The sequence below is a fragment of the Micromonospora sp. NPDC007271 genome, assembly GCF_040634005.1.
Lineage (GTDB): Bacteria > Actinomycetota > Actinomycetes > Mycobacteriales > Micromonosporaceae > Micromonospora.
Genome location: NZ_JBEYER010000052.1, coordinates 13,566 through 26,634 on the forward strand (window position 1 = coordinate 13,566; position 13,069 = coordinate 26,634).

At 73.2% G+C, this 13,069-nt stretch carries 11 protein-coding genes and 1 pseudogene; 5 read left to right on the forward strand and 7 right to left on the reverse strand.

Annotated elements, in window-relative coordinates:
* Positions 1-193 precede the first annotated feature (193 nt).
* Together ABZ570_RS19545 and ABZ570_RS19550 are read left to right on the forward strand one after the other, a co-directional pair.
* On the forward strand, positions 194-2,827 hold the full coding sequence (locus ABZ570_RS19545; protein ID WP_358065160.1) for a hypothetical protein: 2,634 nt from the start codon (positions 194-196) through the stop codon (positions 2,825-2,827).
* Between the two features lie 119 nt (positions 2,828-2,946).
* Positions 2,947-4,821 (forward strand): NHL domain-containing thioredoxin family protein, encoded by a 1,875-nt coding sequence (locus ABZ570_RS19550; RefSeq protein WP_358065163.1) that lies wholly within the window; start codon positions 2,947-2,949, stop codon positions 4,819-4,821.
* A gap of 24 nt (positions 4,822-4,845) precedes the next feature.
* Here the strand turns inward: ABZ570_RS19550 and ABZ570_RS19555 are convergent, their stop codons facing one another.
* Together ABZ570_RS19555 and ABZ570_RS19560 are read right to left on the reverse strand one after the other, a co-directional pair.
* Complete coding sequence (locus tag ABZ570_RS19555; RefSeq protein ID WP_358065166.1) at positions 4,846-5,595, reverse strand: 5-oxoprolinase subunit PxpA; 750 nt, start codon at positions 5,593-5,595, stop codon at positions 4,846-4,848.
* Positions 5,579-5,683 (reverse strand): annotated as a pseudogene (locus ABZ570_RS19560) (allophanate hydrolase subunit 2 family protein); the annotation flags it as partial. The pseudogene ABZ570_RS19560 and the gene ABZ570_RS19555, both read right to left, overlap by 17 nt.
* A 148-nt stretch (positions 5,684-5,831) precedes the next feature.
* On the opposite strand from ABZ570_RS19560, the gene ABZ570_RS19565 reads away from it, so the two are divergent.
* Positions 5,832-6,509 (forward strand): hemolysin III family protein, encoded by a 678-nt coding sequence (locus tag ABZ570_RS19565; RefSeq protein WP_358065169.1) that lies wholly within the window; start codon positions 5,832-5,834, stop codon positions 6,507-6,509.
* A 48-nt stretch (positions 6,510-6,557) separates the two neighbouring features.
* Here the strand turns inward: ABZ570_RS19565 and ABZ570_RS19570 are convergent, their stop codons facing one another.
* Positions 6,558-7,361, reverse strand: a complete 804-nt coding sequence (locus ABZ570_RS19570) for an NAD(P)H-binding protein (protein ID WP_358065172.1) — start codon at positions 7,359-7,361, stop codon at positions 6,558-6,560.
* 206 nt (positions 7,362-7,567) lie between these two features.
* Here ABZ570_RS19570 and sigJ point away from each other — a divergent pair, with 206 nt between their 5' ends.
* Positions 7,568-8,500: an RNA polymerase sigma factor SigJ gene (gene sigJ / locus ABZ570_RS19575; protein ID WP_358065175.1), complete on the forward strand. Its 933-nt coding sequence runs from the start codon at positions 7,568-7,570 to the stop codon at positions 8,498-8,500.
* On the opposite strand, the gene ABZ570_RS19580 is transcribed toward sigJ, so the two are convergent.
* Positions 8,488-8,775, reverse strand: a complete 288-nt coding sequence (locus ABZ570_RS19580; RefSeq protein ID WP_358065178.1) for a DUF6458 family protein — start codon at positions 8,773-8,775, stop codon at positions 8,488-8,490. The two genes, sigJ and ABZ570_RS19580, sit on opposite strands and share 13 nt — an antisense overlap.
* 116 nt (positions 8,776-8,891) lie before the next feature.
* Here ABZ570_RS19580 and ABZ570_RS19585 point away from each other — a divergent pair, with 116 nt between their 5' ends.
* Positions 8,892-9,428, forward strand: a complete 537-nt coding sequence (locus tag ABZ570_RS19585) for a histidine phosphatase family protein (RefSeq protein WP_358065181.1) — start codon at positions 8,892-8,894, stop codon at positions 9,426-9,428.
* 57 nt (positions 9,429-9,485) lie between these two features.
* Here the strand turns inward: ABZ570_RS19585 and ABZ570_RS19590 are convergent, their stop codons facing one another.
* The 3 genes from ABZ570_RS19590 to ABZ570_RS19600 form a co-directional block, all read right to left on the reverse strand.
* Positions 9,486-9,755, reverse strand: coding sequence for a DUF6458 family protein (locus tag ABZ570_RS19590; RefSeq protein WP_089004627.1), 270 nt, complete (start codon positions 9,753-9,755; stop codon positions 9,486-9,488).
* A 172-nt stretch (positions 9,756-9,927) separates the two neighbouring features.
* Positions 9,928-11,784 (reverse strand): acyl-CoA dehydrogenase, encoded by a 1,857-nt coding sequence (locus ABZ570_RS19595; RefSeq protein ID WP_358065185.1) that lies wholly within the window; start codon positions 11,782-11,784, stop codon positions 9,928-9,930.
* Between the two features lie 139 nt (positions 11,785-11,923).
* The gene (locus tag ABZ570_RS19600) at positions 11,924-13,051 is read right to left on the reverse strand and encodes a PP2C family protein-serine/threonine phosphatase (RefSeq protein WP_358065188.1); all 1,128 of its coding nucleotides are present in this window, start codon (positions 13,049-13,051) and stop codon (positions 11,924-11,926) included.
* Positions 13,052-13,069 lie beyond the last annotated feature (18 nt).

Genomic DNA, 13,069 nt, shown 5'->3' on the forward strand with positions numbered 1-13,069 from the left:
GATCGCGCCGGCAAAACCGATCGACGGCGTCCGGTGACGGCGAGTGACGGCCGGTGCTCCCCCGGGCGCCTCCCGGCGGCCACCCGATACGGTGCGGGGAGCCCGCACGGCCGGTACCCGCCGGCGACGCCGGCACCAGGCCGACGGTCCCGATCGGCATCGGTGGCCGACATGTGATGGAGGAGGCGCACCCATGACGTCCGAGGCCCCGCACCGCCCTGGCCAGGAGCCGGGCGAGGTGTCGCCGGGTGCCGGCGGACCGGCGCCGTACGGCGACCGCCCGGCCCAGCAGGACAACAACGGGTACCCCGGGGCTGCCGACCTCGGCTGGGCCCCGCCACCGCCGGCCGGTTCACCCGCCCAGCCGGCCCCCGCCTGGGCCAACCCCGACGACCAGCGCCCCGGCTGGGCGCAGCAGGGCGGCCAGCCCGCCGCCGGGCGAGCCTCCGCGCAGGTGCCGCCGCCCGGCCAGCCGGACGCGTGGGGCGCTGCCCCCCAGCCCGGCTGGGCCGCCGCACCAGAACAGGCCGGTCCGGCCTGGGGCGCGCCGGAGCAGGGCACACCCGCCTGGGCCGCCGCACCGCCTCCGTCCGGTGAGCAGGGCCCTCCCGGGTGGGCCGCCGCCCCGTCGAACGCCGCCGGCGAGTCGGCCCCGCCCGCGTGGGGGACCGTCGCCGGGCACGGCGAGCAGCCCGCCTGGGCGCAGCCTGGTGAGTCGGCTACCCGCGGTGCCGCCCAGGTCCCCGCGCCCGCCACCACGCCGCACGAGTCGTGGGCCGTTCCCGCGGGTCAGCAGCCCGACGACCCGAACCGGTCCGCTGGCTGGGGTGGGCCGCAGCAGGACGGCCAGCCCTCCTGGGGCCAGCAGGGCGAGACGCCGGCGCCGGCCTGGACCCCGGCCGAGCCGGCGGCCCGCGCGGCGGCCAAGGTGTCCGTACCGGGGGCACCGCCCGACAGCGGCTGGCCCGGCCAGGATGACCCGGACCGCTCCGGCGGCTGGGCCGCAGGCCGGGCTGCTGGGCAGGCCGAAGCCTCGCAGCCGCCCGTCTGGGGCGCCCCGGACGAGCAGCGCCCCGCGTGGAGCGACTCCCCCCACCACCGGGACCAGGACCGGCCGGCGGATGACCCGGCGCAGGGAGGCCGGGGCTCGGCCGCCGTCCCGATGCCCGGCGACCGGCCGGAGTCCGGTGGCTGGGCGGCCCGCGCCAGCGTCTCGGCCCCGGCCCCCGACTCCCCGTCGTGGGGCGACACGCAGGACAGCCAGGCACAATGGACGCCCGAGCGGGCCGCCATCCCGGAGGCCGAGCCGTGGGCGCCGGGTGAGGCGTGGGGGCGGCCCGCCGAGGCCGCGCCGGACGAGTCGCCGTCGAACGGCTGGCAGCCGGCCCGGGCCGAAGAGCCACCGACTTACCAGCCCGCCCCGGGCCCGGGCATCTCGCCCGCCAACGCGGTACCGCTGCCGCAGCAGGAGCAGCGGGTGCCGGGGGCCGCCCTGGCCGCCTCGCCGCCCGCCGACTACGCGCCGCCGGCGCAGTTCGCCCCGGCCGACGAACCGGCGCAGCCCGGCTGGGGCACGCCCGATGCGGAGCCCGACGGGCCCGTCGTGCCCGGCCCGCGTACCTCCCCGGAGTCCGGCGCGGCCGGTGCCGTCTCCGCCAGCGCCTCGGTGCCGATGGCCAGCCGGGTGACGCCGCCGACCGACCAACCCCTGCACTCGTCCGGCGTATCGGCCCCGCAGCCCCGGGTGTACGGCCGGCCCGCCCGTCCCGAACCGGAGGACACGCCCGGCCAGGACGGCCCGAACGGCTTCGCGGAGCCGGGCCCGCGCTTCGACGGGCCGGCCCCGCAGCCCCGGTTCGACGAGCCGGACCGTTCCGCGGCTTCGAACGCCTTCGCCGACGGACCGCCGGCACCGTCCTCGCCCGCCGGCCCGCCGCCGTTCCCGCCCGGCGTGCCGTCCTTCGTGGACCCGGCCAGCAGCAACCGGCCGGTCAACGGGGTGCACCCGGCAAGCGACGAGCGCCCCGGCGACCCGTTCGCCGGCCCCGACGGGCGCCCGGATCCGTTCGCCGCCCCCGGCGGCCAGCCGAACCCGTTCGGCGGCCCCGACGGGCACCCGGATCCGTTCGGCGGCCCCGGCGGACACCCAGACCCATTCGGTGGGCCCGGCGGACACCCAGACCCATTCGGCGGCCCCGGCGGACGCCAGGACGCGTTCGGTGGGCCCGGCGCCCAGCCAGACCCGTTCGGCGGCCCCGGCGGACACCCAGACCCGTTCGGTGGGCCCGGCGGACACCAGGACGCGTTCGGTGGGCCGGGTGCTGGCCGGGCGCCGGGCGCCGGGCCCGGCCCGGGCGGGTTCCCGCCCGCCTTCCCACCGCCGCCCCAACCGGCGCCGCCGGCGTGGTCCCAGGGCCAGGCGGGCGACCCGGACCAGGGCCGGTTCGACGCGTTCAAGCCGGAACCCGCGCCGCAGCAGACCGAGGCGCCCACGCCGAAGGTCCGCAACGGTCGGGTGCTGGCCGTCGTACTGATCGCCGCGGTGCTGATCCTGGCCATCCCGCTCGGCCTGCTCGTGCTGCTCGGCAAGATCGGTGGCAACGACGACAACACCAAGCCGGCCGGGTTCGACCCGGCGGTGGGCTCCTGCGTCAAGCAGTCCGGCGGCGACGGCGTGGCGGCCGCCGACTGCGGCGAGCAGGGCGCGTTCACGGTCGTCTCGAAGGTCGACGCCCAGGAGAAGTGCGGCGACCCGGCGCAGCCGCACGTGGTGCTCCAGGGCGGCGGGACCAACCGGGTGCTCTGCCTCAAGCCGGCCGGCAAGTAGCAGCTCCGCAGCGGCGGGGTCACGGAGCGCCGTGGCCCCGCCGCCACGCGTTCCGGGTGTGATCCTCCCCGCGCCGGGTGCCTGCCGAATCGGGCCGGCCGGTCCGGCAGACTGAGGGCATGAGCGCACGAGTACGGGCACCGGAGCTGCGAGGCCGGGGCTGGTTGAACACCGGCGGGAAGGCCGTCACCCTGGCCGACCTGCGGGGAAAGATCGTCCTGCTGGATTTCTGGACCTTCTGCTGCATCAACTGCCTGCACGTGCTCGACGAGCTGCGCCCGCTGGAAGACAGGTACGGCGACGTGCTCGTGGTCATCGGCGTGCACTCGCCCAAGTTCGAGCACGAGAAGGACCCGGACGCGCTGGCCGCCGCCGTCGAGCGGTACGGGGTGCACCACCCGGTGCTCGACGACCCCGAGCTGGACATGTGGCAGCAGTACGCGGCAAAGGCCTGGCCGACCCTGTCGGTGATCGACCCCGAGGGCTACGTGGTCGCCACCATGGCCGGCGAGGGGCACGCCGAGGGGCTGGCCCGACTGATCGACGAGCTGATCGCCACGCACGAGGCGAAGGGCACCCTGCACCGCGGCGACGGCCCGTACGTCCCGCCGGCCGAGCCGGAGACCGCGCTGCGCTTTCCCGGCAAGGCCGTGGTGCTCGACAGCGGCAACCTGCTCGTCTCCGACTCGGCCCGGCACTCCCTGGTCGAGCTGGCTCCCGACGGTGAGAAGGTGCTCCGCCGGATCGGAGCGGGCACCCGCGGCCACGCCGACGGCCCGGCGGAGACCGCCACCTTCTCTGAGCCGCAGGGCCTCTGCCTGCTGCCCGCGCACGTCGCCGAGGTGGCCGGGTACGACCTGGTGGTCGCGGACACCGTCAACCACCTGCTGCGCGGCGTGAAGCTGGCCACCGGCGAGGTGGTCACGGTGGCCGGCACCGGGCGGCAGTGGCGCTCGACGGTCGACGACCACGCGCACGACGCCCGTGCGGTCGACCTCTCCTCGCCCTGGGACGTCGCCTGGTACGACGACCGGGTCGTCGTCGCGATGGCCGGCATCCACCAGCTCTGGTGGTTCGACCCGATCAAGCGGACCGCCGGCGTGTACGCCGGCACCACCGTCGAGGCGTTGCGTGACGGCCCGCTGCCGGACGTCTGGATGGCCCAGCCCTCCGGCCTCTCCGTCTCGCCCGACGGCGCCCGGCTCTGGGTCGCCGACAGCGAGACCAGCGCCGTCCGGTACGTCGAGGGCGGGGTGATGCACACCGTCGTCGGGCAGGGCCTCTTCGACTTCGGCCACGTCGACGGCCCGGCCCACCGGGCGCTGCTCCAGCACCCGCTGGGGGTGTGCGCGCTGCCCGACGGCTCGGTGCTGATCGCCGACACGTACAACGGGGCGGTGCGCCGCTTCGATCCAACGACCGACCAGGTCGCCACCGTGGCGGGCGGGCTGGCCGAGCCGAGCGACCTGGTGCTCACCCCCGAGGGCGAGGTGATCGTGGTCGAGTCGGCCGCCCACCGGCTGACCCGGCTGGCCCCGGGCGCGCTCACCGCAGCGGGTGCCAGCACGGTGGACGGCCCCCGGCACAAGCTGGAGCGCAAGCCGACCGACGTGGCGGCGGGCGAGCTGACCCTCGACGTGATCTTCACGCCCGCGCCAGGGCAGAAGCTGGACGAGACGTACGGGCCGTCGACCCGACTGGTGGTGTCGGCGTCCCCGCCGGAGCTGCTGGTCGAGGGGGCCGGGACGACCACGGACCTGTCCCGCCGCCTGGTCGTCAACGGCGACGTGGCGCAGGGTGTGCTCCAGGTGACCGCCCAGGCGGCCACCTGCGACGCCGACGTCGAGCACGCGGCCTGCCACCTGACCCGACAGGACTGGGGCGTACCGATCCGCGTGGTCGACGGCGGCACCACCCGCCTCCCGCTGGTCCTCCGCGGCCTCGACGAGGGCTCACGCCCCCGGGTGTCAAGAAGGGCACCTTCCTCTACCTGAGGCGTTAAGAAGGTGCCCTTCCTTTCACGCGAACGGAGTGAGCGTGACGCCGGCGTCGATGAGGGCGGCCCGCACCAGCTCGGCGCAGCGCACCGCGCTCGGGGTGTCCCCGTGCAGGCAGATCGATTCGACGGCACACGGGACGACGCTGCCGTCGACCGCGACCACGGTTCGCTCGGTGGCCATCCGGACGGCCCGGGTGGCCACCTCCTCCGGGTCGGTGACCAGCGCGTTCGTGGCGTTCCGGGGCACCAGGGAGCCGTTGGGCAGGTAGTTCCGGTCGGCGAAGCCCTCGGCGACCACCCGTAGCCCGGCGCCGGCCGCGAGCTGGGCGAGCACCGAGCCGGGCGGGCAGAGCAGGGGCAGCTCGTGGTCGTACGCGCTGACGGCGGCGACCAGTGCGGCGGCTTGGGCCTCGTCACAGGCTGCGGCGTGGTAGAGCGCGCCGTGCGGCTTCAGGTAGCGGACCCGGGTGCGGAACAGCCGGCAGAACGCGTCGAGCGCGCCGAGCTGGTAGATCGTCTCGTCGCGTAGCTCGGCGAAGTCGTACGCGATGTGTCGCCGGCCGAAGCCGGCGAGGTCCCGGTAGCCGACCTGGGCACCGACGGCGACCCCCCGGGCGGCGGCGCCGGCGCAGACCCGGTGCATGGTGGCCGGGTCGCCGCCGTGGAAGCCACAGGCGACGTTGGCGGAGGTGACCAGGCCGAGCAGCGCCTCGTCGTCCCCGAGCCGCCAGATGCCGAATCCCTCGCCCAGGTCAGCGTTGAGGTCCATGGAACGACACCGTAGTCCCCGGGCGGGCCTGCGGGAGCCGGCTCACGTCGTCCACCACCCCGCTGACCGGGTATCCGTCGGCGGTGGGTCGAGCAGCGGGGCCCGGGCACCGACGGCTCGGATCCGCATCCGCCATACTCGCGGATCGGAGCCGTCGCCCAGGGTCCTCCGGCCGTTCGGAAGGCGTGACAGTAGACACTACTTGCAGGTAACCTACGGTGCCGTAACCTAATTGTGTGACCACCTCCGCACCGCTTCGGCTCAAGCCGGTCGACATCGGTAAACCCCGGATGCGCGGCTGGCTGCACACCTACGCGTTCTTCGTCGCGCTCGTCTGCGGCATCGTGCTGTGTTCGATCGCGGCCGCCCGGCCCGGCTGGGCACCCCTGGTCAGCTGCCTGATCTACAGCCTGTCCGTGTGCGGTCTCTTCGGCACCAGCGCTCTCTACCACCGCCGGGTGTGGTCGGAGCGCGGCTACCAGACCATGCGCCGGCTCGACCACTCGATGATCTTCGTGTTCATCGCCGGCACGTACACCCCGTTCTGTGCGCTGCTGCTCGACGCTCGGCCGGCCGAGATCATGCTCGGCCTGGTCTGGGGCGGGGCGCTGGCCGGAGTGGCGATCAAGCTCATCTGGCCGCACGCGCCGAGGTTGGTCTCCGCCCCGCTCTACCTGGCGCTCGGCTGGGTCGCGGTGGTGATGCTGCCGCAGATCCTGCACTCCGGCGGGGTCGCCGCCCTGGTGCTGCTGATCGTCGGCGGCGCGATCTACAGCGTCGGCGCGGTCTTCTACGCGCTGCGCCGGCCGAACCCGTGGCCGACCGTCTTCGGCCACCACGAGTTCTTCCACGCCTGCACGCTGGTCGCGGCGATCTGCCACCACATCGCGATCTACTTCGCGCTCTTCGCCTGACCACCGCCACACCGCTCGGTTCAAACCGGCCGCGATGAAGCTGGGGTGTTACTGGAGGGTGGCCGGTCGCGTGTTGACCATCGGCTCTGCCTGGGGAATCCGTTCGGCCAGGAAGGCTTCCCAGGTTCGAGTACCGGTGGCGGCGCCGTTGAGGGCGAGGTTGTCCCCGGCCCGGTAGGCCCGGCCCGCCTTGCCGGGCATCCGCACTGGCAGGAACAGCCGCCGTTTGCCGCACACCTGCAGGTATCCGCGCATCAGGTCTGCCATCGGGTGCACCGCCGGCCCGGCCAGGTCGGGCACCACGCCGCCCGGCGCGTCGAGCGCCAGGTTGACCAGCCGGGCCGCCACCTCGCGGGAGTCCACCGGCTGGAACCGCAATCCGCCCGGAATCGGAATCACCGGCATTTTCGCCATCTTCTGCGCCAGGGCCAGGACCAGATCGTGGAACTGTGCGGCGCGCAGGATGGTCCACGGCAGGCCAGACTCGATGATCGCCCGCTCGGCACCCAGCTTGGCCCGGAAGTACCCCAGGGGAACCCGGTCAGCGCCGATGACCGAGATGTACACCAGGTGCCGCACCCGGGCCCGCTGCGCGGCCCGTACCAGGTTGCCGGTGGCCTGATCGTCGCCCTTCGGCCCGCCGGCCAGGTGCACGACGGTCTCGACGCCGTCCAGGGCGGCTTCGATGCCCTCACCGGCGAGCAGGTCCGCGGTGACATGCTCGATGCCATCGCCGGCGGGGCCACCGCGGCGGCTGAGGACGCGCACCGGGTGACCGGCCTCGCGCAGCAGCGGGGTGACCAGGCGGCCGAGGGTGCCGGTGCCGCCGGTGACCAGGATCGGTGAACTCATGGTGTCCTCCACAGTCATTCGCACCGCAAGCAGGGCTCGCGGTCGCATCCGCTAGGTTTTCGTGGCTTCACCGACTCGAACCCACGGCGACCGGGAACGTGACAGTAGTGACGTAGCCCACAGCGCCGGGGTGCTCGCGGCGTACCCCGTTACGTCAGCAGGACCTCGCGGGTCGAGGTGATGAGAACCCGCGAGGAAGGACGGACATGGGCGAGGACACCTGGCTGGTCGACCGGTTCGAGCAGCACCGGCCGCATCTTCGGGCGGTGGCGTACCGGATGCTCGGTTCACTCAGTGAGGCCGATGACGCCGTGCAGGAGGCGTGGCTGCGACTGGCTCGCACCGACACCAGCGACGTGGACAACCTGGCCGCCTGGCTCACCACCGTCGTCGCCCGGGTGTGCCTGAACACGCTGCGCACCCGCCAACACCGCCGCGAGGAAGCCCTCGACGTGCGGGTACCCGACCCGATCATCACCCCGGCCGGCCCGGACGACCCCGAACACGCGGCGGTGATGGCCGACTCGGTCGGGCTGGCGCTGCTGGTGGTGCTCGACACCCTGACGCCCACCGAGCGGCTGGCCTTCGTACTCCACGACATGTTCGCCGTGCCGTTCGACGAGATCGGTACGATGATCAACCGCACTCCGGAGGCGACCCGGCAGCTGGCCAGCCGTGCCCGCCGCCGGGTACAGGGCCGGGCCCCGGTGCCCGACCCCGACCTCACTCGTCAGCGTCAGGTGGTCACCGCATTCCTTGCCGCCGCCCGCGACGGTGACTTCGACGCGCTCGTCACCGTGCTCCACCCCGACGTCGTGCTCCGCTCCGACGGCGGCACCGCGCGCCACCGCCACACCACCGTGATCAGCGGTGCCCACGCCGTGGCCGCGCAGGCGACCACGTTCGGGCGGCTCTCCCCGTTCGCGCGCCCCGTCCTGGTCAACGGCGCCGCCGGAGTCGTCGTCTCCGCCGCCGGACGGCCGTTGTCCGTCATGGCCTTCACCATCGCCGAAGGAAAGATCGTCGCCATCGACGTCATCGCCGACCCCGACCGCCTCCGCCGACTCGACCTCCTCGCGGACGATGCGGTCAAGCCCGGCCGGACCACCAGCCCGTCCGTGGGGGATCAGGTCGGGTAGCCCGGGCGGCGCACCTCGCGGTGCTCCTCGCGCACGACCCGGTCGTCCTGGGCCGGCACCACCGGCTCGGCGACGACCCGCTCGCGCACCGGCGCGGCGACCACCGTACGCCGACGGCTGTTCCAGAAGTAGAGCGTGGTGATCAGGCCGACGACGCCGGCGAGCATGAGCACCCAGCCGACGACGTTCAGGTTCAGCCATCCCAGGTTGGCGTCGACGGCGAACGCGAAGATCGCGCCCAGCGCGATGAGGAAGATGCTGGCACCGATGCCCATGACGTCGCCTCCTTGGCGTTCTGCTGGCGTTTCCTGCCCGCCGCGGCCATGGATGAGGTAGCGGCAGCCATCGACTTACCCAGGCGCTCTGGTCGCCAATCAGGCAAGCTGTGGCCATGACGGACGGCAGGAACCAGCAGCGGACACTGGTGCTGCTCCGACATGCCAAGGCCGAGCAGCCCCGGGACGCACCGGACGCCGAACGCCCGCTGACCGCGCGCGGGCACGCCGACGCGGCGGCGGCCGGTGCCTGGCTGGCCCGGCACGCCTTCCTCCCCGACCTGGTGCTCTGCTCAACCACCCGACGCACCCGGCAGACCTGGCACAGTGTGGCGCTGGGCATGACGGGATCCCCGCCGGAGGGGGGACCGGCGGGATCCGCCCCGGCGGTGCGCTACGAGGCGGCCGTGTACCAGGCGCAGCCACACGACCTGCTGGAACTGCTCCGGGGGGTCGCTCCGGGCACCGGTACCGTGCTGCTGATCGCCCACAACCCGGGCATCTCGCTGCTTTCGGGGCTGCTCGATCCGCAGCGGGCGGATCCGGACGGGCTGCGCACCAGCGATCTGGTGGTACACCGCCCGACCAGCCGCTGGGCGGCCCTCGCGCCCACCGCCGCCCCCATCACCGCCCGCCACACCGCCCGCGGCTGAGGTACCAGGAAGGGCCCCTTCTTAACGCCTAAGGGGCCCCTTGGACAAAGGGTGCGATCAGGACGGTGGGGCCGTGGGCGGTGGCGGGTCGGGGGGCGGCGGCATCATCGCCGTGGGGTGGGAGAGACGGTTCTCCTCCACGATCAGGGTGCGGGCCCGCTTGCGCCGGTCCTGCCAGAACCAGAGCGTGGTGAGTAGGACGGCCAGCCCGGCCAGGATGAACACCCAGCCGACCGCGCGCAGGTCGATCCACCAGACGTTGGCCCGGATGGCGAAGGTCAGGATCGCACCGACGGCGATCAGAAAAATTCCGCTTCCAATGCCCATGTGCGCTGCACTCCCCCGTGCGGTGGCTCTTGGGCGTGTCCTCTCGTGGTCCGCGACGGTTACCCGTCTCGCGACCGGCCTACCAGCCGAGGCGGGAAAACCGCGACGGCGGCTGGCGAGCTGTCCGCTCGTCGGCCGCCGTCGTCGAACCGGTGCGATCACCCCATCGGGGTCAGAACGCCTCCTCCGGAAGATCCATGATCTCCAGGTCGGCGCCCCCGATGATCCGCCGGTCGGCGCCGATGCGGGGCAGCACCTCCCGGGCGAAGAACCGGGCGGCGGCCACCTTGCCGGTGTAGAACGCCTGGTCGGCGGCGGAGACCTCGCCGGCCAGGGCGTTCAACGCCACGTCCGCCTGCTTCTGCAGCAGCCAGCCGACCACCAGGTCGCCGATCGCCAGCAGGAACCGGCGGCTGCTCAGGCCGACCTTGTAGAGGGCCCGCGCGTCGCCGGCCTGCGCCTCGCCGAGCCAGCCGGTCAGCACGCCGAGGATGTTCTGGATCTCGGCGAGCGCCTTGCCGAGCGCCTGCCGCTCCTCCTTGAGCTGGCCGTTGCCGGCCTCGGAGGTGATGAACTCCTGAATCTCACCGGCGACCGCCAGCAGGGCCTTGCCGTTGTCCCGAACGATCTTCCGGAAGATCAGGTCGAGACTCTGGATCGCGGTCGTACCCTCGTAGAGAGTGTCGATCTTGGCGTCCCGGACGTACTGCTCCAGTGGGTAGTCCTGGAGGAAGCCGGAGCCGCCGAAGGTCTGCAGCGACTCGTGGCCGAGCAGCTCGTACGCCCGCTCCGAGCCGACACCCTTGACCAGCGGGAGGAGCAGGTCGTTGACCCGCTTGGCCAGCTTGGTGGCCTGCTCGTCGCCGGACGCCTCGGCGATGGCGACCTTGTCCTGCCAGGTGGCCGTGTAGCAGACCAGCGCGCGCAGGCCCTCGGCGTACGACTTCTGCATGAGCAGCGAGCGGCGCACGTCCGGGTGGTGGGTGATGGTGACCCGCGGAGCGCTCTTGTCGGCCTGCTGGGTCAGGTCGGCGCCCTGCACCCGGTTCTTGGCGTACTCCAGCGCGTTGAGGTAGCCGGTGGAGAGGGTGGCGATCGCCTTCGTGCCGACCATCATCCGGGCGTACTCGATGATCATGAACATCTGCCGGATACCGTCGTGCTTGTCGCCGAGCAGCCAGCCCCGGGCCGGCACGCCGTGCTCACCGAAGGTCAGCTCGCAGGTGTTGGAGACCTTCAGGCCCATCTTGTGCTCGACGTTGGTGGCGAAGACGCCGTTGCGTTCGCCCAGCTCACCGGTCTCCTCGTCGAAGTGGTACTTCGGCACGACGAAGAGGGACAGGCCCTTGGTGCCCGGGCCGCCGGCGCCCGCCACGCCGACGGGACGGGCCAGCACGTAGTGGACGAGGTTGTCGGAGAGGTCGTGCTCGCCCGAGGTGATGAAGCGCTTGACGCCCTCGATGTGCCAGGAGCCGTCCGGCTGCGGGATCGCCCGGGTACGGCCAGCGCCGACGTCCGAGCCGGCATCCGGCTCGGTGAGCACCATCGTCGAGCCCCACTGCTTCTCGATGAAGAGCTTGGCCCACTTCCGCTGCCGCTCGGTGCCCTCGACGTGCAGCACGTGCGCGAAGGACGGGCCGGAGGCGTACATCCAGATCGGGGCGTTGGCGCCGAGCACCAGCTCGGCGAGCGACCACCAGAGGGCGCGCGGGGCGTTGGTGCCGCCCAGTTCCTCGGGGAGGTCCAGGCGCCAGAACTCCGACTCCATGAAGGCCTGGTAGGACTTCTTGAACGACTCGGGCAGCGGCGCGGTGTGCGTCACCGGGTCGAAGATCGGCGGATTGCGGTCACTGTCCGCGTAGCTGGCGGCCAGGTCCTCGCGGGCCAGGCGGTCGACCTCGGAAAGGAAGCTGCGGGCGGTGTCGACGTCCAGGTCCGTGTACGGCGCCTGGCCGAACATCCGGTCCGCCCCGAAGACCTCGAACAGGTTGAACTCGAGGTCCCGAAGGTTGCTCTTGTAGTGGGTCATGCTCGCTGGCCCCGCTTCCGGACAGGTGTTACCGATCAGTAACTCAGACTGTATTACTCGCCGGTAGGCAATCACAAGCCGAACCCGGAAGTGACAGCGGTTACACGCCTGCGCTTCACCGGCGGGCACGCGGAGCGGATCAGCTCTCCGCTGCGCCGACCTCCCAGCTCGGCACGGCGGCCGTCACGCCGGTACTGGGACCCGTGTACTCCATCAGGACCAGCGCGATGTCGTCGTCGAGCCGCCCGTGCACCCACTCCACGAGGGCGGTCTCCAGCGAGGCGAGGCCGTCGGCGACCGTGCCGTGGCCGAGCAGCCGCCACGCCCGGTCGGCCGTCGGGAAGAACTGGCCCTCGCGCCGCGCCTCCCCGAGCCCGTCGGTGAAGAGCAGCAGCCGGTCGCCCGGTTCGAGCCGTTCCACCCGGGGCCGGACCACCGGCATGAAGCCCAGCGGAGGCGCGGGTGCGGGCGGTTCCAGCGGGATCACCGCGCCCCGGCGCAGCAGCAGCGGCGCTGGGTGCCCGCAGTTGACGATGGTGAGGGTGCCGCCCCGCTCCTCGACCAGCGCGGCGGTGACGAAGTCCTCGTCGCCCACGTTCCGGGCCACCGCCCGGTCGAGATCGGTCACCACCGCCCGCAGGTCCGCCCGCTCGTACGCGACGTGCCGGTACGAGCCGAGCACGATGCTGGCCAGCCGGACCGCGTCCAGCCCCTTGCCCCGTACATCGCCGATGATCATGCGGACGCCGTACGGGGTGTCCATCGCCTCGTACAGGTCGCCGCCGATCTCGGCCCGTGCCGTGGAGGAGATGTAGCGGGCGGCCACCGCGAGGGTGCCCACCTGCGGTCCGAGCGGCCGGAGCACCGCCTGCTGGGCGACCGCGGCGAGCCGGGACAGCTCGGCGATCTTCTCGGCCTGTCGCTGCCGTACCGCCGCCACGGCGCCGGCGATCCCGGTGGCCAGCGCGACGCCGGCCACGTTGACGGCGGAGACCAGAGACGCTTTCGGCTCGGCGAGGGCGAAGCCCGCCCCGAGGCCCGTGGCGAGGACGCCCACCCCGAGCACCACCCACCAGGAGGCCAACCCGGCGGCGAGGAGCGGAGCGGCCACCATCAGCGCGATGTAGTGCGCGGCCTCGCCGTCCGCCAACTCCATGGCGGAGACGAGAGCGAGCAGCGCGACGGCCGCGCCGAGGCCGGCGCGGGATCCGGGGCTCAGCGGGCCACGGCCCGACTGGAAGGGTGTAGTACGTACACGGGACAGCATGCCTGATGGAAATGAACG